Source organism: Tsuneonella litorea (genome assembly GCF_025154015.1).
Taxonomy (GTDB): Bacteria; Pseudomonadota; Alphaproteobacteria; order Sphingomonadales; family Sphingomonadaceae; genus Tsuneonella; species Tsuneonella litorea.
The window spans coordinates 196360-215569 of record NZ_JAOAMV010000004.1 but is presented as its reverse complement, the minus strand read 5'-3'; the positions used below and the strand labels follow the sequence as shown (position 1 = coordinate 215569).

Sequence of the window (19210 nt, the reverse complement as noted above, 5' to 3'; positions counted from 1 at the left end):
TGGTCGATGCGCGTTGTCGGGATCGGGCGCATCGGATAAGGTGACTTCGCGCCCAAGGAGCCAGATACCCGCGATGCCGGTCGTGACACGCCCCGAGCTGACGGACCGCGAGCGCGCGGTCCTCGACGGAATCGATCGCCGCCTGCCGCTCAAGGCAGTCGCGGCCGAGATCGGCGTGTCGGAATCGCGGGTGAACCAGCACGTGCGGGCCTTGAAGGAACGATTCGCGGTCAACACCCTGACCGATCTGGTCGATGCCTGGCGGCGTGAAGACGCTGAAATATCTACGGAAACGGACTGCAGAACTTCTGCATGGAGAAATTCGCAGGTTCCCGGCGCGGACCGGCGCGGCGAAAGCGGAGGCCGGGTCGCACCCGGGGAATTCGTTCTCTCCGACGCCGCGCTAATAGCGATCGAGGCGCCGTGGGCGGTAGAGAACGAGCCCCGGGTAGTCCCCGGGATGCTCGATGGCGACAACGCCGTCCTGCTGCGCCTGGCCGTCATCATCGGGATCACGTTCGGCCTCGTCGCCGCGGTCGTCCTGGTGGTGACGGCATCACTCGCGCTGAGCGAGGCGCTGCAGGGCAATGCCGCCGTCCCCGAAGAGCAATCACCGCCGACCGGGTGAGCACCGGCGGTCGCCGCCGGAGTTTCCTCCCATGTCCGACAAGATCCAGCAGGACGCGCTGCACATCCGCAAGCTCATCCGCGAAGCCGAGGCCGTGAGCGACGAGGTGCTCGTCGCCTGCGCCCGCCTCAAGCAGGCGATGGTCCGCGCCCGTCAGAACCCCCAGGTCAACGTCGACGCCGGCCAGCGCGCGCTGATGCGGCTGACCCAGGCCGAAAGCCAGGCGCTGTCGCTCTCGACCAGCCTGCTGCGCGTTCACGACGAACTCAGCAAGGTTGCCCGCGAGACGATGGGGGTCGAGGACGGCACCGGCGATACGGTCATCAACCCGGTGGCGATCGCCGAAGCAGCCCCGGCCTTGATCGAGGCCTGATCGGCAGTAGTGCGATGCAATGGTTCTGGCAGCTGAAGCGCGACTTTGGGTTCAGTTCGGTTGCATCGCGCTGGTCGCGCTCGCGGCGTGGCGCGTCGGGGGCGGACCCGAGCGGGCGCTGGCGGCGACACTCCTCGCGATGGTCCTTTCAGACCAGGTCTATCACCTCGCGTTCGAAGGACTGCGGTTCGTGCCGGCGGCGCCGGCGATGCATCTCGCAATCGACGTGTCCGCGCTGCTGGCGGCGCTGGCGGTCGCCCTCCTTGCCAACCGGATCTACCCGTTATGGTTCGCAGCGTTTCAGTTGATCGCGGTGTTAGCCCACGTGGCGAACGACGTGGCGCCCGGCGTGGCAAGCCTGGCCTATCGCATCCTCTACGTGGGTCCGTCGTATTTTCAGATCATGCTGCTGGCGGGGGGAATCTGGTTGCACCGGCGGCGGGTGCGGCGCCACGGCCCCTATCGGCCGTGGCGGACCTCCTCGTCCCTTTCGCCGGCGATTCGGCACCGGAGCTGGCCGAGCGGCTGATCGGCCGGTTCGGTTCGCTCGGCCGGGCCCTGGCGGCAAGCCCGCGCCAGCTGCACGATGCGGCGAAAGGCCACGAACAGGCGTGCGCCGCGATCCTGGGCGCGCGCCGCCTGGTCGACGCGGCGCTGGGCGAGGACGTGGTCCGATCGCCGGTTCGCGGCGACGAGGATGCGCTGCACCGCTACTTGCGCGCGCGGCTGGCGTGGGCGGACACCGAGATGCTCCACGTCGTGTTCTGCGACACGGCCGGCGGTTACCTCGCCGACGAGACCGTCTGCGAGGGCAGCAGCGGGCGGATCGAGGCACGCGCCCGACCGCTGATCGAGCGCGCGCTCGCGCTCGGCGCGGCGGGGTTCCTGCTGGCGCACAATCATCCCTCGGGCGTGTGCCGCCCCAGCCGCGAGGACATCGCCGGCACCCGCCGGATCAGCGATATCGCGGCCGCGCTCGAACTCGAGCTGATCGATCACCTGATCGTCACCCGGCGCAGCGTCTACAGTATGCGCGCGGGCGGCTGCCTCTAGCCCTTGAGCAGGTCGGGCAGGGCGCCCGATACGCCGCGCGCCTCGTCCATGAACCAGGTCTTGAGCGGGGCAAGCCGCTGGACCCCGGCCATCCCGAACCGCCGCACCGCGCTTGCCGCCCGGCCGGGCACCCCGAACAGCCGGGTCAGCCCGTCGGTCGCCAGCGCCACCGAGAACGCGTCGAGCCCGCGCCAGCGTTCATAGCGGTCGAGCAACTGCGCGTCGCCCGGATCGAGGCCAAGCCGCCGCCCTTCGGCGATGACTTCGACCAGCGCGCCGACGTCGCGCAAACCCAGGTTCAGGCCTTGGCCCGCGATCGGGTGGATCCCGTGCGCCGCGTCGCCGACGAGCGCGAGCCGCTCGTCCACGATCCGGGCGGTGTGGTGGAAGCCCAGCGGGAACGACGAACGCGGTCCCACCGATAGGACCTCGCCCAGCACGTCGCCCATGCGCTTGACGATCTCGGCGTGGAACGCCCGGTCGCCCAGCTTGAGCGTGCCCGCGGCGTCCTTTTCGTCGACCGTCCACACCAGCGCGCTGCGGTGGCGGCCCTCGGCGTCGTCCTGCATCGGCAGCAGTGCGAAGGGACCGGCCGGCCAGAAGATTTCCCACGCGGTTCCGCCGTGCGGGCGCGCGTGCACCAGCGAGGCGATGATCGCCCGGTGGCGGTAGTCCCAGGTGGCGACGGCGAGCCCGGCCTCTTCGCGGGTGGGCGAGCGGCGGCCCTCGGCGGCGACCATCAGGCTGCCGACGAGCGTGCGCCCGTCGGCCAGCCGGACGGCGACCCCGTGCGGGCCGCGCGCACGCTCGGCCACCTCGCTCAGCGGGTGGAACGCGATCAGCGGCTCGCGCTCGGCGGCCTCGTAAAGCGCGAGGCGCAGCCGGCGGTTCTCGAACATCCGGCCGAGCGATCCCTGTTCGGGCTCGGGCACGAAGTCGATTTGCCCGGGCTTGAGCTGGTCGCTGACCGCGATCCGCTCGATCGGGCAGGCGAACGGCTCGAGCGCGTCGGCAAGATCGATGTTCGAAAACAGGTTCCAGCTCGCGGTCGAGATCGCCGAGGCCCGGCCGTCGAACCCCTCGGCGGTGAGGTCGGCGGGATCGGCGCGGTCGACGACGTGGCTCGAGAGGCCGTTCTTCGCCGCCGCCAGGGCCAGCGTCATGCCGACGAGGCCGCCGCCGAGGATCACGAGGTCGCGCTTGTCGTCCATAGGCACTCGCCCTAGAGCGAGCGCCACGATGCGCGCAAGGACATTGCCTCTGCTGGCCGCGATCTGTGCGCTGCTGTTCGCGCTCGTACCGGGCATGGCTGCCGCGCAGGACCGGCCGACGCACATCGCCGCGCGGCTCGTCGCCGAAGGTCCCGCCGTTCCGGGCAAGCCGCTCACCCTCGCGATCGCCTTCGATCCCGAGCCGGGCTGGCACGGTTACTGGAAGAACCCCGGCGACGCGGGTTACGGAATGGAGCTCGACTGGGACCTTCCCGCCGGCTGGCGCGCGGGCGAGCCGCAGTACCCGGTGCCGCAGAAACTCGTCATCGGCGGGCTGATGAATCACGTCTACGAGGGCCCGTACGCGGTGCTCGTCGACGTGGCGGTGCCCCCCGGGGCAGGGGATCGCGCGGCCTGGGCCATCGCGGTTGACGCGCAGTGGCTGGCCTGCACCGACACGATCTGCGTTCCCGAACGCGCGCGGCTCACCCTCGACCCGGGCGTGGCCCCGCAAGCGCCCGCGTTCGACAAGTGGCGCGCGGCGATCCCGGCGATGCTCGACCGGCAAGCCAGCTTCGCGCTGCGCGGCGAGCGGCTGCGGATCGCGATACCGATTCCCGCCTCGATGGCGGTGGGAACGCCGCACGTTTTCCTCGGCGAGCGCGATCTCGTCCGTTACGCGGATGTCCAGACCTTTGCGGCCGAAGGCGACCTGCTGATCGCCGAACTGCCGCTCGCGGAAGGTGCGCAAGCCCCGGAGGGCGTGAGCGGCATCCTCTCCTTCGGCGACGGAAACGGGGTCCGGTTCGCGGCCTCTCCCGGCCCCGTCCCGTCCGGCGGCGTTCCGCTGCGCGAGGCCGGCGCCGCGGGCGTGATCGCGCCGCTGTGGCTGCTGCTGCTCGGCGCGCTCGCGGGCGGGCTTCTTCTGAACGTCATGCCCTGCGTGTTCCCCATCCTGAGCCTCAAGGCGCTGAGCCTTGCGCGGGCCGGCGAAAGCGATGCGAAGGCCCGCGCCGAGGGCCTTGCCTATTCGGCCGGGGTGATCCTGGCGACGGTCCTGCTCGGCGCGCTGCTGCTCGCGCTGCGCTCGGCGGGCGAGATGGTCGGCTGGGCCTTCCAGCTGCAGGAACCGGCGGTCGTGGTCGGCCTGCTGGTGCTGGCGACCGCGATCACCGCCAACCTCGCCGGTCTCTACGAACTGCCGTCGCTGTCGCTGACCCGCGGGGGCGAACCGGCGAGCGCCTTTGCCACCGGCCTGCTCGCGGCGTTCGTCGCGACGCCGTGCACCGGCCCGTTCATGGCCGCCGCCATGGGTGCCGCGCTGCTGCTGCCCAAGCTCGAGGCGATGCTGCTGTTCGCGGTGCTGGGCCTCGGCCTCGCCCTGCCGTTCCTGCTGCTCGGCTTCGTCCCGCCGCTGCGCCGGATGCTGCCCCGCCCGGGGCCGTGGATGGAGCGGTTTCGCCGCTGGATGGCGCTGCCGATGGGCCTCACCGCGCTCGCGCTGGTATGGCTGTGCTGGCGGCTGGGGGGCACCGCGTTCGCGCTCATCGCCCTGGCGCTGGCAGTGGCGGCGGTAGCGATCCTGGCCTTCGTCGGACGGCGCCAGCACGCCGGTCGCCCGGTCGCCGCGGGGGCGCTGGCGGCGTTCGCCGTACTCGTCGTCGTTGCCGTCTTCAGCCTGTCGCGGATCGACGCCGCGGCGCCGGGAGCGGCGCGCGTGCCCGAAGGCGAAGCGATCGCGGCGCGCCCGTTCAGCGAAGCCCGGCTCGCCGCGGCGCGCGCGGGCGGCAAGCCGGTATTCGTATGGTTCACCGCCGACTGGTGCCTGACCTGCAAGGTCAACGAGCGGGTCGCGATCGACCGCGAGGCGACGAAGGCCGCCTTCGAGGCGGCGGGGGTGGTCGCGCTGGTCGGCGACTGGACCCGCCGCGATCCGGCCATCACCCGGTTCCTCGCACGCCACGGCGCTGCCGGGGTCCCGCTGTACCTGTGGTATGCGCCTGGCGGCCAGGGCGAGGTCATGCCGCAGGTGCTGACCTCCGACGACCTCGTCAGGCGGGCGGGCGCGGCGAGCCCGCGGACGGCTGCCCGCTAGCCTCGGGCGAGCCGAGCCGGCGGCAGCGCTCGATCAATTCGCCCGGTCGCGGGCTGCCGGGCAGCGCCAGGGTGCCGGCGCCGGGAATCGTCAGTTCGAGCTTGCGGGCGCCGGTCAGCGCGTCGAGCCGGGTGTCGCCTGGCCGGAACCGGCCCTGCCAGAGCCAGCCGCGGTTGCCGCCGAGGTCGAGCGCATCGACCTTGAGCCGCTCGACATGGCCGTTGCCGATCAACGCCATCATCCCCTTGGCGTGGGGATCGGTGGCGGCGAAGCGGGTCACCTCGATCCGCTCTCCGTTGCCGGCGCATTCGATCGCCAGCAGCGGCGGTTTGCCCGGGTGACCGAAGACGATCCGCCTCGGCCCGCCGCTCGATGCCCAGATCGCCCCATCGGTGTCGGGCGAACGCGGCAGCACCTTCGGTCCGCCGCGCGGGTCGTCGAGCGCGATCCGCTCGACGTAGCGGTCGCTCGCGGGCGGACGGCACGCGGCCAGCGCGACCAGGGCCAGGATCGCCGTGCGCTTCACCGGGCGCGAATGAACGCGCGCAGGTCCGCCGAGAGCTTGCGGCGATCCTCGTCGCGCACGTACATCATGTGCCCCGCGTCGTAATACTTGTACTCGATCCGGTCCTGCGGAAAGCCGGTGCGGGTGAGCGAATATTCCGCGGCGAAGAACGGCGTCGCGAAATCGTACCACCCCTGACCGACGAAGATCCGCATCCCCGAATTCTCGCGCATGGCCCGGCCAAGGTAGGGGGCGACCGTCAGGTAGGCGTTGGTGTCGCGCCCGCCGCGCAGCCGCCAGTCCCAGTCCCCGACCCCGCCGATGGTGACGTAGCGGCGGTCGGTCTTGTAGCCGATCGAATCGCGCATCCACGCATTGATCGCGGCGGTGTAGCCCGCGTCGATGCCGTAGAAGCTGGGGTCGTTGTCGGGCGTTTCGCCTGCGGCGTCGTAGTCGGTGCCGGTGTAGCGGCTGTCGAGCCGGCCGACCGTCAGCGCGCGGTCGCGCAGCAGTTCCTTGTAGAACCGCCCGCTCGAGACCCGCAGGTCCGCGCGGTCGAGAAACGCCTCGGACAGGCCGGTGAAGCGCGCCAGCTCGCGGCGCACGGCGGCGCGTTCGTCAGCAGGGGCGTTCTGACCCTTGAGCAGGTAGGCGGCATAGGGGCCGATGGCGAACTGGCGCGCTTCCTCGACGAAGGCCTCGACCGACGGGGCGCTCGCCTTGCCATGATAGAGCGCGGTCGCCGCCATCGTCGGCAGGGTGGTGATGTAGCCAAGCTCGGCGCCTTCGGTTTCCGCACCGGCGCCGAAGTCGAGGATCGTCGAGATCAGGATCACGCCGTTCAGCGCCACGTCGTTGTACCCGCCCTCGAGCTCGTTGACGACCGCGGCCGAGCGGGTCGTGCCGTAGCTTTCGCCGCCAAGATACTTGGGGCTGTTCCAGCGGCCGTTGGCGTCGATCCACTGGCGGATCACCTGCGCGACCGACTTGGCGTCCTGGGTCACGCCCCAGTAGTCCTCGCCCTTGGTGTCGCCGATCGTGTGGCTGAAGCCGGTGCCGACGGGATCAATGAACACGAGGTCGGTGACGTCGAGCAGCGAATCGGGATTGTCGAGGATCGGGTAGGGCGGCGCGCCGTCGTCGCGCGCGTCGCTGGGGATCGCCACCCGCTTGGGGCCGAACGCGCCCATCTGGAGCCAGACCGAGCCCGAGCCGGGGCCGCCGTTGAACAGGAACGTGACCGGGCGCGACGGATCGCGCGGCTCGGCGACGTAGGCGGAGGTGACGATCGCCGCCTTGGGCGTGCCCTGGTCGTCCTTGAGCACCTGCTCCTCGACCGTGGCGGTGTAGCGCATCGTGCGCCCGCCGAACGTGCCGGTCATGACCTTCGAGGCGCGGTTGGCCTGGTAGTCCTTCGCCGGGGCGGTCGGCTTGGGTTTCGCCTCGTCGTCGGCTGCGATGGCGGGAAGGGCGAGGGCGAGCGCGGCCGAAGCCGTCAGGATGCGTGCGAACATGGGGGTCCCTATGGCAAAGCCGGAGCGCGGGGTAAACGAAGCCGTCAGCGCGGCTTCACGAACTTGTAGAGAAACCGGTCGGTCCGCCCGCGGATCGACGGATCGAATACGTTGACGGTATGGTCGTCGGCCGGGTTGGCGAGCAGGTCGCTCTGGCCCGCCAGCCGGAATCCCGCGCGCGCGAAATCGGCGCGCACCACCGCCGGATCGATCCGGTGCAGCTTGTCGACCAGCGCGCGGGTGTCGCTGCCATGGCCCACATGGTCGATCACCCCGACGACGCCGCCCGGCTTCATCGCGGCGTAGAGCGCCCGCACGTAAGCGTCGGGGTCGGTCCGCGGGATCTTGTACTGCTCCGAGGTCCAGTAAAGGTCGTGGTACGACAGGTTGATGAGCGCGAAGTCGAGCGACCGCGCCGGCGGCGCGAAGGCGTCGAACGGATAGCGCGCCTCGCGCACTGCGGGCGAACGCGCCACCAGCTCGGCCCAGGCGGCCTTGCTCTTGTCGTCGGTATAGAACTGCGCGGGCTGGTAGGCGACGACCTCGCCCTTCGGGCCGACGACGTGGCCCATGATCTCGGCCCAGTAGCCGGTCCCCGTCAGGAGGTCGGCGGCGGCCATGCCCGGCCTGAGGCCGAGGAAACGCAGGGTTTCGACCGGCTTGCGACTGGCATCGAGGGCGCGCGCCGCCTCGGGCCGATCCGGCGATGCCACCGCCGCTGCGATCGGGTCCGCGGCCGCCTCGCGAGCAAGCGGCTCCCCGGTTTCCATCGTGGCGCAGGCGCCGAGCGACATCAGCGAAAGCGCGGCAAGGGCGGCAAGCGGCTTCATCGGTGTTCCCCCAAATAGCAGGCTCGTCAGTCCGCGCGGACTGCCAGTTCCTCGCTCATGTTTCGTCTCCCGCTCGACGAATGTCGATCCCCTTGCTGCCAACGCCTCAGGGCTTGCCGCCCATCCGCTTGTAGCGGGTCTTGCCGAACCGGGTCTTGCGCGTGCCGGGCTTGCCCTCGTTGCTGCGGCCCACGATCGGGGCCGCCTTCTGGCCGTCGGGAATGCCGAGCTCGTCGGCCTCGAGCCGGCGGATCTCGTCGCGCAGGCGTCCGGCTTCCTCGAACTCGAGGTCGGCGGCGGCCGCGCGCATCCGCTTTTCCAGGTCCTGGATGTAGGCGCGCAGGTTGTGCCCGACGAGGTTGTTGCGCTCCGGGTCGCCGGTGTCGACGGTCACCCCGTCCTGGCTCGCCGTGTGGGCGACGATGTCCTGGATGTTGCGGATGATCGTGCGCGGGGTGATCCCGTGTTCGCGGTTGTATTCTTCCTGCTTGGCGCGGCGGCGCTCGGTCTCGGCCATTGCGCGCTCCATGCTGCCGGTGATCCGGTCGGCGTAGAGGATGACCTTGCTGTCGACGTTGCGCGCGGCGCGGCCGATCGTCTGGATGAGGCTCGTCTCCGAGCGCAGGAAACCCTCCTTGTCGGCGTCGAGGATGCACACGAGCCCGCATTCGGGGATGTCGAGCCCCTCGCGCAGCAGGTTGATCCCGATCAGCACGTCGTAGACGCCGAGCCTGAGGTCGCGGATCAGCTCGATCCGTTCCAGCGTCTCGACGTCGGAGTGCATGTAGCGCACGCGCACGCCCTGTTCGTGCATGAACTCGGTCAGGTCCTCGGCCATCCGCTTGGTCAGCGTGGTGACGAGCGTGCGGTAACCCTTCTGCGCGGTCGCCTTGCATTCGGCGATGCAGTCCTGGACCTGGTCCTCGACCGGGCGGATCTCGACCGGCGGGTCGATCAGGCCGGTCGGGCGGATGACCTGTTCGGCGAACACGCCGCCGGTCTGGTTCATCTCCCAGTCGCCCGGCGTCGCGCTGACCGCGAAAGTCTGCGGGCGCATCGCGTCCCACTCGTTGAAACGCAAGGGGCGGTTGTCGATGCAGCTCGGCAGCCGGAAGCCGTATTCGGCAAGCGTCAGCTTGCGGCGGTGGTCGCCCTTCGCCATCGCGCCGATCTGCGGCACCGTCTGGTGGCTTTCGTCGACGAACAGCAGCGCGTTGTCGGGCAGGTATTCGAACAGCGTCGGCGGCGGCTCGCCGGGCAGGCGGCCGGTGAGGAAGCGGCTGTAGTTCTCGATCCCCGCGCAAGAGCCGGTGGCGGCGATCATCTCGAGGTCGAAATTGGTCCGCTGCTCGAGCCGCTGGGCCTCGAGCAGCCGGCCCTCGGCGTGCAGTTCCTTGAGGCGCTCTTCCAGCTCGAACCGGATCGCCTGGCTCGCCTGCTTCATCGTCGGGCCGGGCGTGACGTAGTGGCTGTTGGCGTAGACGCGCACGGAGTTGAGGCTCGCGCCCTTCGCGCCGGTCAGCGGGTCGAACTCGGATATCTCCTCGATCTCGTCGCCGAAGAAGCTGATCCGCCAGGCCATGTCCTCGTAGTGCGAGGGAAAGATCTCCAGGCTGTCGCCGCGCACGCGGAAGTTGCCGCGCTGGAAGGCGGCGTCGTTGCGCTTGTACTGCAGCGCGACGAGCTTGCGGATGATCTCGCGCTGGTCCTGCGTCTCGCCCTTCTTGAGGTCGAAGATCATCGCCGAATAGGTCTCGACCGAGCCGATGCCGTAAAGGCACGACACCGAGGCGACGATGATCACGTCGTCGCGTTCGAGCAGCGCGCGGGTGGCCGAGTGGCGCATCCGGTCGATCGCCTCGTTCACCGAGCTTTCCTTCTCGATGTAGGTGTCCGACCGCGGGACGTAGGCCTCGGGCTGGTAGTAGTCGTAGTAGGAAACGAAATACTCGACCGCGTTGTTCGGGAAGAAGCTCTTGAACTCGCCGTAGAGCTGCGCGGCGAGGATCTTGTTGGGCGCGAGGACGAGCGCGGGGCGCTGCAGTTCCTCGATCACCTTTGCCATCGTGAAGGTCTTGCCCGACCCGGTGACGCCGAGCAGCACCTGCGTCTGCTCGCCGTCGCGCGCGGACTGCACCAGTTCGGCGATCGCGGTGGGCTGGTCGCCCGACGGCTCGTAGTCCGAGATGAGCTCGAACCGCCGGCCGCCCATCGATTTCTCGGGGCGGGCGGGCTTGTGGGGCACGAACCTGTCGGAGGTGTCGGGTTCTTCCAGTCCGCGTCGGATTACGAGTTCGGCCATGCGCCGCGATATGGGGAAGCTGCCCTTTGCGGGCAAGTCGGCGGGCAAGGCGGTTGGCGCGCCGCCAAACGGTTGATAGCCTGCAAGCCCATCTCGTCTGCCGGGAGTTTGCGCATGAACCGTATCGTGACCGCCGTCGCCGTTCTCGCCGGCTCGACGATGCTGGCCGCCTGCAGCAAGGAACCGGCCGCGCCCCGGACCGCTGACGAGGTCATCGCCGAGGCCGGCAAGCTCGAACAGCCGCGGCCCGGCCGGTACGAGACGACGGTCGACCTGATCGATTTCTCGGTACCCGGTATCCCGCAGGAACAGGCCAACGCCATGAAGTCGATGATGGGCCGGGCCTCGCAGGAAGCCAGCAGCTACTGTCTGACCGAGGCCGAGGCCGCGAAGGGCTTCGAGGAATCGGTCCGCAAGATGACCGAGGGCCAGGGGCAGATGAAGTGCGAGTTCGGCCGGTTCGCGGTCGACGGCGGCAAGCTCGACGCCGCGCTGACGTGCTCGGGTCCGCAGGGGATGACGGCCGATATCGCGCTCGACGGCACCGCATCCGCCGAGGCTTCGACCATGCACATGACGATGGTGCAGAAGGCGGCAATGATGCCCGGCGGACAGATGCGGGTGGAAATGCGGATGAATTCGAAGCGCACCGGCGACTGCGAGTGAGCGGTCCCGCGAAACCCGGGGGCGACCTCGCGCGTTTCACGGGCATGATCGACCTCGGCATCCGCGAACGGCTGGCCGGCGCCCCTGGCCTGGCGCCGCTCGCCGAAGCGCGCGACGCCCTCCTCCAGCGCGTCGCCATCGCCGCCGAGGACTGCCCCGACGACGTCGCCGGCCCGCCGGTGCGCCGGATGCTGGGCGAGCTGGAATGGGTCGTCGAACCCTTCCGCCGGATCGTCCGCAAGCACGAAACGGTGTCCGCCCGGCACCCCCGCACGGTCATGCTCCTGCCCGGCTTCGCCACCCACCCGGTGCGGATGCGCTACATGGCGCGGCGGCTCGAGGCGGCGGGGCACACGGTCAAGCGGTGGGGGCTGGGCTTCAACTGGGGGCCGACCCGCGACAACATCGCGCGGCTCGAGTGCCGGCTCGACGATCTGGCCGAGCGGCACGGCGAACCGGTCTATCTCGTCGGGTGGAGCCTTGGCGGGCTGTTCGCGCGCGAGCTTGCCAAGCGGCGGCCCGACAGCGTCGCCAAGGTGGTGACGATGGGCTCGCCGTTCTCGTGGAGCCCGCGGGCGAACAACGTCTGGCGCGCCTATCACTTCGTCACCGGCCACCGGGTCGAGGAACCGCCGGTCGATATCGAGCTTGCCGCCAAGCCCCCGGTCGAGACGATCGCGCTGTGGAGCCCGCGCGACGGCATCGTCCACCCGCGCGCGGCCTGCGGGGCGCCGGGCGAGCGCGACCGCGCGGTGGCGCTGCGCTGCACCCACATGGGTTTCGCCTACGATCCCCAGGCGATCGCCGCGGTGTTGCGCGAGTTGGACTGATCGTATGCGATGAGCGGGCGGGCGGGAAACCGGCGCCTCGCCGTGCGTTGGGAGCGCGAGGGGCTGCATTTCCGGTAGCCAAGCGCTTCTTCGCAATGCAGCATGGGGTTCCATGAACGGTCCGTCCGACAATTTCGACGAGATGCGCGACCCGGCGGGCGCGGTGCGCCCTGCCTATGCCGGCTACGCGCAGTGGTTCGACGAACAGGATCGCGGCTGGCTGCGCCGCAAGGACCGCGAGGCGGAGAACGTCTTCCGCCGCACCGGCATCACCTTCAACGTCTACAGCGAGCAGGAGGCCGAGGAGCGGCTGATCCCGTTCGACATGGTCCCGCGGATCGTCTCGGCGGGCGAGTGGCGCAAGCTGACCAAGGGCATCGAGCAGCGCGTCCGCGCGCTCAACGCCTTCATCCACGATCTCTACCACCGCCAGGAAATCATCCGCGCGGGCCGGGTGCCCGAGCGCCTGCTACGGAACAACGAGGCCTGGCTTCCCGAGATGGTCGGCTTCACCCCGCCTGGAGGGGTCTACACCCACATCGTCGGGATCGACCTCGTGCGCACCGGGCCGAACGATTTCTTCGTGCTCGAGGACAACGCGCGCACGCCGTCGGGCGTCTCGTACATGCTCGAGAACCGCGAGACGATGATGGCGATGTTCCCCGAGCTGTTCACGCGGGTCGGGGTGGAGACCGTCAGCGACTATCCGCGCAAGCTCGCCCGCAGCCTTGCTGCCTGCGCGCCGCCCAAGTGCGAGGGCAAGCCGCGCGTCGCCGTGCTGACGCCGGGAATTTACAATTCCGCCTACTACGAGCACGCCTTTCTCGCCGACCAGATGGGGGCCGAGCTGGTCGAGGGCGGCGACCTCAGGGTCATCGACGGGCGCGTGGCGATGCGCACGACCGGCGGCTACGTGCCGGTCGACGTGCTTTATCGCCGGGTCGACGACGACTTCCTCGATCCCTTGAGCTTCAATCCCGACAGCATGCTCGGCGTGCCGGGGATCATGGACGTCTATCGCTCGGGCGGGATCACCATCGCCAACGCGCCGGGCACTGGGATCGCCGACGACAAGGCGATCTATTCGTTCATGCCCGAGATCGTCGAGTTCTACACCGGCGAAAAGCCGCTGCTTCCCAATGTCGAGACGTTTCGCTGCGCCGATCCGGACAGTCTCAAGTACGTGCTCGACAACCTCGCCGAGCTCGTCGTCAAGGAAGTCCACGGCTCGGGCGGGTACGGGATGCTCGTCGGCCCCACCGCGACCCGGCGCGAGATCGCGCTTTTCCGCCGCAAGCTCGAGGCAAAGCCGGAAAACTACATCGCCCAGCCGACCCTCGCCCTCAGCACCTGCCCGGTGTTCACCCGCAAGGGCCTCAGCCCCCGCCATGTCGACCTGCGGCCGTTCGTGCTGGTCTCGCCCGACGGGGTCGAGATCACGCCGGGCGGGCTGACCCGCGTCGCGCTCAAGAAGGGCAGCCTCGTGGTCAACTCGTCGCAGGGCGGGGGCACCAAGGATACCTGGGTGCTGAAGGACTGAGATGGCCCGGAACCGCTCATGCTAGGCAAGACCGCCAACGGACTGTTCTGGATGTTCCGCTATCTCGAGCGGGCCGAGAACACCGCGCGCCTGCTCGATGCGGGCCTGCGCATGGCGCTGACCCGCGACGTGATCAGCGCCGAGGAAGAGTGGCGCTCGGTCATTCAGGCGTCGGGCCAGGCCGATGCCTATCGCGCCAAGCACGGCACCTACACCGGCATCCAGGTGTGGAACCACATCCTGCGCGACGGCGACAATCCGGGCAGCGTGCGCGAGATGATGCGGCAGGTGCGCACCAACGCACGGCTGGTCCGCAACGCGATCTCGGGCGAGCTGTGGAGCGTGGTCAACGAGAGCTGGATGCAGATCGACGGCGTCCTCGCGCGGCCGGTCGGGCAGGGCGCGGTGGGAGAGGTCATCGCGCTGGTGCGGCGGGCCGGCACGCTGGCGCACGGGGCGATGGTCAACTCGATGCTGCGCGACGCGGGCTTCAACTTCGCCAACGCGGGCACGTTCGTCGAGCGGGCGGACAACACCGCGCGCATCCTCGACATGAAGTACTACCTGCTGCTGCCGTCGCTCAGCTACGTCGGGACCACGCTCGACAGCGGGCAGTGGGACCAGGTGCTGCGATCGGTTTCGGGCGACCGCGCCTACCGCTGGCTCAACGCGGGACAGGCGGACTCGCGCGGGATCGTCGAGTTCCTCGTGACGGACGAGCGGTTCCCGCGCAGCCTCGCCTTCAGCCACATGATGCTGCGGGCCAACCTCAAGTCGCTCGCCAAGATGCACGGCGGCGAAGGCGAGAGCAGCCGGCTGATCGAGAAATCGTGCGAGATGCTGGGCGAGCTGACGATCGAGCGGGTCTTCGACCTGGGCCTGCACGAGTTTCTCACCGGGTTCATGCGCGACAACGCCGACATCGCCCGCGCCATCGCCGACGACTACCGGTTCCTGCGATAGGGAAGGCCCAGACGCCATGCGCCTCGCGATTCGTCATACCACCCGCTACAGCTTCGAGCAGCCGGTCGTGCACGCGCTCCAGCGGTTGCGCCTGACTCCCAAGACCACGCAGGGCCAGTCGATCCTCGACTGGACGATGGAGTACGAGCACGCGCACAGGGAACTCGAATACGAGGACCAGAACCACAACACCGTGACGCTGGTCTCGATCGAGCCGGACGCCCGCGAGGTCGTGGTGACCTGCCGCGGCACGGTCGAGACGCAGGACCACGCCGGGGTGATCGGGCACCACGCGGGACACCTGCCGCTGTGGAGCTTTCTCGGCCAGACCCGCCTGACGCGGCCCGGGCCGCGCCTGCGCCAGCTGGTCCGCGGCATCGAGTTTTCCGACCAGAAACGGCTCGATTTCCTGCACACGCTGTCACAGGCGGTGCGCGACGCGGTCGAATACCGCAAGGGCTCGACCGGCGTGTCCACGACCGGCGAGGAATCGCTCGAGGCGGGATGCGGGGTCTGCCAGGACCACGCGCACATCTTCATCGGTGCGGCGCGCGACGTCGGGGTGCCGGCGCGCTACGTTTCGGGCTACCTGATGATGAACGACCGCATCGACCAGGAAGCGACGCACGCCTGGGCCGAGGCCTATATCGACGGGCTCGGCTGGGTCGGCTTCGACGTGTCGAACGGGATCAGCCCCGACCCGCGCTATGTCCGCGTGGCGACGGGCCGCGATTACCGCGACGCGGCGCCGATCACCGGGATCACCTTCGGTTCGGCGACCCAGGACCTCAGGGTCGACGTCGCTGTGGAACAGCAGCAGCAGGAACAGTGACGCCCGCGAAGCTTTGGTTACACTCACGACCTGCGATTGACGCCGGGGGGCGAAAGAGAAAACGATGACCTATTGCGTCGGAATGGTGCTCGACAAGGGCCTCGTGCTGATGAGCGACACGCGGACCAATTCGGGCGTCGACAACATCTCGGTGTTCCGCAAGATGATGCACTGGGAACAGCCCGGCGAGCGGGTGATCGCGGTCATGACGGCGGGCAACCTCGCCACCACCCAGGCCGTGATCAGCCAGCTGGAGGAGCGCACGAAGACCCCGGGCGAGCGGCGCAACACCGTCTACGACGCGCCGACGATGTTCCAGGTCGCGACCGAGATCGGGCGGCTGCTGCGCGACACGATCGACGAACGGCAGGCGGCGAACGGGGCGCAGGGGCAGGGCCGCTTCACCGCCTCGATGATCGTCGCCGGCCAGATCAAGGGCATGGAGCCGCGCCTGTTCCTGATCTATCCCGAAGGCAACTTCATCGAGGCGAGCTGGGACACGCCGTTCTTCCAGATCGGCGAGACCAAGTACGGCCGCCCGATCCTGATCCGCGCCTACGACCGCGGCATGAGCTTCGAGGACGCGGTCAAGCTGCTGATGGTCAGCTTCGATTCGACGCTCAAGGCCAACCTCTCGGTCGGCCTGCCGCTCGACATGATGGTGATCGAGCGCGACACCTTCGCCGCCGGGCACCAGCGGCGGATCACTCACGAGGATACCTATTTCCAGGCGATCTCGGCGGGCTGGAGCGATTCCCTGCGCAACGCCTTCAACGAACTGCCCGACTACAGTTTCTACGCTTCGGCCGACGAAACCGCCTGATTTGCCGCCGATTTCGAGCGGCGAATGCGCAGATTCCCGTAGAATTGGCTCCGATCCGGATCAATGCCCTCCAGTCGGCGCGCCAACGGATAGCGGCGATTACTTAGCGCATTACCTCCGTTTCGGAACGCGACCGGAATTGTAACGCGCGCGCCACGCGGCATCATTGCCGGCATGGGTCAGCGCAACATCATCCACTTCGTCGACGCCGACACGCGCACGCGTGCCGACCTTGCCCGGATCGCCTTCGGGTTGGGGCATCATGCCGAGGTCTATGCCGATCTCGCCGAGCTGTGCGAGCATCCCCCGCAGCGCGGCATCGTCGTCGTGCGCGACGACGCAACGGCCGGCGGGATCCAGGAAACGCTCGACCTGCTCGCCCGCTGCGGCGTGTGGCTGCCGCTGGTCGCGATGGACGAGGCGCCGCGCACGTCGCGCGTCGTGGCGGCCATCAAGGCGGGCGCGATCGACTACCTGCCGCTGCCGCTCGAGCCCGAGCGGCTGACCGCGGTGCTCGACCGGATCGGCGAGGAAGCACGCGACCACGCCGAAGCGCGGCGGCGGATGATCGAGGCGCGCGGGCGGATCTCCAGCCTCTCGGCGCGCGAGCGCGAAGTGCTGGACTGGCTCACCCTCGGCAGCAGCAACAAGACGATCGCGCGCGAATTGCAGATCAGCCCGCGGACGGTCGAGATTCACCGCGCCAACATGATGAGCAAGCTGGGCGCAAGCCACGCGGCCGAGGCGGTCCGGCTGCGGCTCGAGGCGCGGCTCGAAGGGCCGATGATCCAGCCGCTGGACGGCTGACGCGCGCGCCGCCTAGCGGCAGAAGCTGCCGCTGCCGGAAAGCTTCGCGGCCTCGAGATGGAAATGGTCGCGGTGGGCGGCGTTGTAGGCGGGGCCCAGTATCGTGCCGAACCGCTTGCACGCGCTGGCGTGCACCACCCGGAGGAAACGTTGCTCTTGCTCGGTCCCGCCGCTCCAGGAGCCCAGCACGCTGATCCGGCGCCCGTCGGCCAGCACGAACGCGGCCACGTCGATCGCCTCGGCGGTGGCGTGGGCGGAAAGGCGCGCGCTGCCCGCGATCGTCCGGCAGTTGTAGCTGCCCATCGTCTCGATCCGGGCGAGCGGGCTGCCCAGCACCTCGCGCGCGGCCCGGTCGACCCCGAACCGCGCCCAGCCCGCCAGGGCATCGGCGAGCGGGCACGACACCGGCCCGAGGTTGGTAAGCAGGAAGCGCGCCGCGTCGCCCTGCAGCCCGGTCAGGCTGACCGTGCCGACGGTGGCGCACCCGGCTCCGTAATAGCGATCGGGCAGCGGGGTGAAGTTGGCACCGGTCGCGCCCAGTTCGCCGAGGCACAGGCGCGCCTGCGGGCTTATCGCCACGGCGGGCGGCGCGGCCTGCGCCTGCGGGCGCACCGGGGCGCGGCCGTCGGGCACCAGGTTGCCGCACGCGGCCAGCGCCACGGCGAACAGCGGGGCGAACTTGCGAACCATGGCGGCGAGTGTCGCGCGCCGTGGTTAACAACGCCCTAATCGGCGGGTGCGGCCGCGGTGGACGGAGCCGCGGGTGCGGTCGCCAGGCTGACCGCGACGACCGCGATCCACGCGGCGATGAAGCCGGGCAGGATCTCGTAGACGCCTTCGCCGCCGAGGAAGCTCGTGTCCCACCCGTTGGCGATCCACACGATCACGACCGCCGCCCCGGTGACGAGACCCGCGAGCGCGCCGGCGCCTGTCATCCGCTGCCAGGTCAACGACAGAATGATGAGCGGGCCGAACGCCGCGCCGAAGCCCGCCCAGGCGTGCGCCACGAGGCCGAGCACTTCGCTGTCGGGATCGGCCGCCAGCAGGACCGCCATCACCGCGACGAGCGCGACGCTGATCCGGCCCACGGTCACCGCTTCGCGCTCGCTCGCGTTCTTGCGCAGGAACAGACGGTAGAAGTCCTCGGTGAGCGAGCTCGACGAGACCAGCAGCTGCGAGGAGATCGTCGACATGATCGCCGCCAGCAGCGCGGCGTAGAGGAAGCCGGTGACGAGCGGGTGGAACAGGAGGTTCGAGAGCACGATGAAGATCGTTTCCGGGTCCTCGACCACCAGGCCGTTGCGCTCGACGTAGGCGCGCCCAGCAAGCCCGACGCCCAGCGCGCCGGCGAGGCACACGGCCATCCAGCTCATCCCGATCCAGCGCGCGGTGGCGACCGCCTTGACCGAGCGGATCGCCATGAACCGCACGATGATGTGCGGCTGGCCGAAATAGCCCAGGCCCCAGGTGACCGCCGACAGCCAGCCGATCGCGGTGAGGTTGTGGCCGATGTCGAGGAAGCCGGCCTGCGGCACCGCGGCGATGCTGCCGCCCGAACTGCCGCCCTCTCCGAACATGACGACGAGCGGCATCACGACGAGCGCCAGCACCATGATCACGCCCTGCACGAAGTCGGTCAGGCTGACCGCGAGGAAGCCGCCGACCATGGTGTAGGCGAGCACCACCAGCGCGGTCACCCACACCCCGGTCATGTAGCCGCCGCCGGTGAATTCGGAAAACGCGCTGACGAACAGCTTGCCCCCGCCGACGAGGCCCGCGGCGGTGTAGACGGTGAAGAACAGCACGACGATCACCGCGCTGACGACGCGCAGCGCGACGGCGTAGTTGGGAAACCGGTTGCCGAGGAATTCGGGGATCGTCAGCGAATCGTTGAGGTCGATGGTCTGCTTGCGCAACCGCGGGGCGACCACGATCCAGTTGACGAGCGCGCCGAGGAACAGCCCGATGCCGATCCACGCCTCGACCAGCCCGCTCGCATAGAGCGCGCCGGGCAGGCCCAGCAGCAACCAGCCGGACATGTCCGACGCGCCGGCCGACAGCGCGGCGACCGCCGGGTGCAGGTTGCGTCCGGCCAGGAGGTACCCCTCGGTATCCGCGGTCGACTTGCGCCAGGCGTAAAGGCCGATGGCGATCATCAGGAGGAAGTAAAGGGCGAGGCTGATCAGTATTCCGGTCTGCATGGCACCGCTTGCTAACAGCCGGACCGGTTGCTGGCCA

General features: G+C 69.5%; 19 protein-coding genes. 12 read left to right on the top strand and 7 right to left on the bottom strand.

What is annotated here, in order from left to right:
- Positions 1-73 precede the first annotated feature (73 nt).
- Genes N0B51_RS09380 through N0B51_RS09365 form a run of 4 tightly spaced genes read left to right on the top strand, consistent with a single transcriptional unit; the run spans position 74 to position 2054 of the window.
- On the top strand, positions 74-628 hold the full coding sequence (locus N0B51_RS09380) for a LuxR C-terminal-related transcriptional regulator (protein ID WP_259962067.1): 555 nt from the start codon (positions 74-76) through the stop codon (positions 626-628).
- 31 nt (positions 629-659) lie between these two features.
- Complete coding sequence (locus N0B51_RS09375) at positions 660-1001, top strand: hypothetical protein (RefSeq protein WP_259962065.1); 342 nt, start codon at positions 660-662, stop codon at positions 999-1001.
- A 19-nt stretch (positions 1002-1020) separates the two neighbouring features.
- The gene (locus N0B51_RS09370) at positions 1021-1530 is read left to right on the top strand and encodes a hypothetical protein (RefSeq protein WP_259962064.1); all 510 of its coding nucleotides are present in this window, start codon (positions 1021-1023) and stop codon (positions 1528-1530) included.
- The gene (locus N0B51_RS09365; RefSeq protein ID WP_259962063.1) at positions 1470-2054 is read left to right on the top strand and encodes a JAB domain-containing protein; all 585 of its coding nucleotides are present in this window, start codon (positions 1470-1472) and stop codon (positions 2052-2054) included. Before N0B51_RS09370 ends, N0B51_RS09365 begins: the two co-directional genes overlap by 61 nt.
- Here N0B51_RS09365 and N0B51_RS09360 read toward each other — a convergent pair.
- Positions 2051-3265 (bottom strand): UbiH/UbiF/VisC/COQ6 family ubiquinone biosynthesis hydroxylase, encoded by a 1215-nt coding sequence (locus N0B51_RS09360; RefSeq protein WP_259962062.1) that lies wholly within the window; start codon positions 3263-3265, stop codon positions 2051-2053. The genes N0B51_RS09365 and N0B51_RS09360 overlap by 4 nt on opposite strands.
- Before the next feature lie 28 nt (positions 3266-3293).
- Between N0B51_RS09360 and N0B51_RS09355 the strand changes: the two genes are divergently transcribed.
- Positions 3294-5360 (top strand): protein-disulfide reductase DsbD family protein, encoded by a 2067-nt coding sequence (locus N0B51_RS09355; protein ID WP_259962061.1) that lies wholly within the window; start codon positions 3294-3296, stop codon positions 5358-5360.
- On the opposite strand, the gene N0B51_RS09350 is transcribed toward N0B51_RS09355, so the two are convergent.
- The 4 genes from N0B51_RS09350 to uvrB all read right to left on the bottom strand — a co-directional run bounded on the left by N0B51_RS09350 (position 5317) and on the right by uvrB (position 10511).
- Positions 5317-5886, bottom strand: a complete 570-nt coding sequence (locus N0B51_RS09350; protein ID WP_259962060.1) for a hypothetical protein — start codon at positions 5884-5886, stop codon at positions 5317-5319. The genes N0B51_RS09355 and N0B51_RS09350 overlap by 44 nt on opposite strands.
- Positions 5883-7379 (bottom strand): S10 family peptidase, encoded by a 1497-nt coding sequence (locus N0B51_RS09345; RefSeq protein ID WP_259962059.1) that lies wholly within the window; start codon positions 7377-7379, stop codon positions 5883-5885. Before N0B51_RS09345 ends, N0B51_RS09350 begins: the two co-directional genes overlap by 4 nt.
- A 44-nt stretch (positions 7380-7423) precedes the next feature.
- Positions 7424-8209 (bottom strand): class I SAM-dependent methyltransferase, encoded by a 786-nt coding sequence (locus N0B51_RS09340; protein WP_259962058.1) that lies wholly within the window; start codon positions 8207-8209, stop codon positions 7424-7426.
- A gap of 106 nt (positions 8210-8315) precedes the next feature.
- The gene (uvrB, locus tag N0B51_RS09335) at positions 8316-10511 is read right to left on the bottom strand and encodes an excinuclease ABC subunit UvrB (protein ID WP_259962057.1); all 2196 of its coding nucleotides are present in this window, start codon (positions 10509-10511) and stop codon (positions 8316-8318) included.
- A 114-nt stretch (positions 10512-10625) separates the two neighbouring features.
- Between uvrB and N0B51_RS09330 the strand changes: the two genes are divergently transcribed.
- The 7 genes from N0B51_RS09330 (at position 10626) to N0B51_RS09300 (ending at position 16972) form a co-directional block, all read left to right on the top strand.
- Positions 10626-11177 carry a DUF3617 domain-containing protein gene (locus tag N0B51_RS09330; RefSeq protein WP_259962056.1) on the top strand — a complete coding sequence of 184 codons (552 nt, stop codon included), beginning with the start codon at positions 10626-10628 and terminating at the stop codon, positions 11175-11177.
- On the top strand, positions 11174-12007 hold the full coding sequence (locus N0B51_RS09325; RefSeq protein ID WP_259962055.1) for an esterase/lipase family protein: 834 nt from the start codon (positions 11174-11176) through the stop codon (positions 12005-12007). Before N0B51_RS09330 ends, N0B51_RS09325 begins: the two co-directional genes overlap by 4 nt.
- A 112-nt stretch (positions 12008-12119) precedes the next feature.
- Positions 12120-13547, top strand: a complete 1428-nt coding sequence (locus N0B51_RS09320) for a circularly permuted type 2 ATP-grasp protein (RefSeq protein ID WP_259962054.1) — start codon at positions 12120-12122, stop codon at positions 13545-13547.
- A gap of 18 nt (positions 13548-13565) precedes the next feature.
- Positions 13566-14510, top strand: coding sequence for an alpha-E domain-containing protein (locus N0B51_RS09315; RefSeq protein ID WP_259962053.1), 945 nt, complete (start codon positions 13566-13568; stop codon positions 14508-14510).
- A 16-nt stretch (positions 14511-14526) separates the two neighbouring features.
- Positions 14527-15342, top strand: coding sequence for a transglutaminase family protein (locus tag N0B51_RS09310; protein ID WP_259962052.1), 816 nt, complete (start codon positions 14527-14529; stop codon positions 15340-15342).
- Positions 15343-15406: 64 nt separating this feature from the next.
- A complete protein-coding gene (locus N0B51_RS09305) occupies positions 15407-16165 on the top strand; it encodes a proteasome-type protease (RefSeq protein ID WP_259962051.1) in 759 nt (252 codons plus the stop codon).
- A 174-nt stretch (positions 16166-16339) separates the two neighbouring features.
- Positions 16340-16972, top strand: a complete 633-nt coding sequence (locus tag N0B51_RS09300; protein ID WP_259962050.1) for a response regulator transcription factor — start codon at positions 16340-16342, stop codon at positions 16970-16972.
- A 12-nt stretch (positions 16973-16984) separates the two neighbouring features.
- Here N0B51_RS09300 and N0B51_RS09295 read toward each other — a convergent pair whose 3' ends face one another.
- Positions 16985-17662, bottom strand: coding sequence for an extensin family protein (locus N0B51_RS09295; RefSeq protein ID WP_259962049.1), 678 nt, complete (start codon positions 17660-17662; stop codon positions 16985-16987).
- A 35-nt stretch (positions 17663-17697) separates the two neighbouring features.
- Positions 17698-19173 (bottom strand): sodium/proline symporter PutP, encoded by a 1476-nt coding sequence (putP, locus tag N0B51_RS09290; protein ID WP_259962048.1) that lies wholly within the window; start codon positions 19171-19173, stop codon positions 17698-17700.
- Positions 19174-19210: the final 37 nt, after the last annotated feature.

What these genes read in the sequence shown, in the direction of transcription:
- N0B51_RS09380 (WP_259962067.1), top strand. Translation starts at nt 74, where the DNA reads ATGCCGGTCGTGACACGCCCCGAGCTGACGGACCGCGAGCGCGCGGTC.
- N0B51_RS09375 (WP_259962065.1), top strand. Translation starts at nt 660, where the DNA reads ATGTCCGACAAGATCCAGCAGGACGCGCTGCACATCCGCAAGCTCATC.
- N0B51_RS09370 (WP_259962064.1), top strand. Translation starts at nt 1,021, where the DNA reads ATGGTTCTGGCAGCTGAAGCGCGACTTTGGGTTCAGTTCGGTTGCATC.
- N0B51_RS09360 (WP_259962062.1), bottom strand. Translation starts at nt 3,265, where the DNA reads ATGGACGACAAGCGCGACCTCGTGATCCTCGGCGGCGGCCTCGTCGGC.
- N0B51_RS09355 (WP_259962061.1), top strand. Translation starts at nt 3,294, where the DNA reads ATGCGCGCAAGGACATTGCCTCTGCTGGCCGCGATCTGTGCGCTGCTG.
- N0B51_RS09345 (WP_259962059.1), bottom strand. Translation starts at nt 7,379, where the DNA reads ATGTTCGCACGCATCCTGACGGCTTCGGCCGCGCTCGCCCTCGCCCTT.
- N0B51_RS09340 (WP_259962058.1), bottom strand. Translation starts at nt 8,209, where the DNA reads ATGAAGCCGCTTGCCGCCCTTGCCGCGCTTTCGCTGATGTCGCTCGGC.
- uvrB (WP_259962057.1), bottom strand. Translation starts at nt 10,511, where the DNA reads ATGGCCGAACTCGTAATCCGACGCGGACTGGAAGAACCCGACACCTCC.
- N0B51_RS09330 (WP_259962056.1), top strand. Translation starts at nt 10,626, where the DNA reads ATGAACCGTATCGTGACCGCCGTCGCCGTTCTCGCCGGCTCGACGATG.
- N0B51_RS09320 (WP_259962054.1), top strand. Translation starts at nt 12,120, where the DNA reads ATGAACGGTCCGTCCGACAATTTCGACGAGATGCGCGACCCGGCGGGC.
- N0B51_RS09315 (WP_259962053.1), top strand. Translation starts at nt 13,566, where the DNA reads ATGCTAGGCAAGACCGCCAACGGACTGTTCTGGATGTTCCGCTATCTC.
- N0B51_RS09310 (WP_259962052.1), top strand. Translation starts at nt 14,527, where the DNA reads ATGCGCCTCGCGATTCGTCATACCACCCGCTACAGCTTCGAGCAGCCG.
- N0B51_RS09305 (WP_259962051.1), top strand. Translation starts at nt 15,407, where the DNA reads ATGACCTATTGCGTCGGAATGGTGCTCGACAAGGGCCTCGTGCTGATG.
- N0B51_RS09300 (WP_259962050.1), top strand. Translation starts at nt 16,340, where the DNA reads ATGGGTCAGCGCAACATCATCCACTTCGTCGACGCCGACACGCGCACG.
- N0B51_RS09295 (WP_259962049.1), bottom strand. Translation starts at nt 17,662, where the DNA reads ATGGTTCGCAAGTTCGCCCCGCTGTTCGCCGTGGCGCTGGCCGCGTGC.
- putP (WP_259962048.1), bottom strand. Translation starts at nt 19,173, where the DNA reads ATGCAGACCGGAATACTGATCAGCCTCGCCCTTTACTTCCTCCTGATG.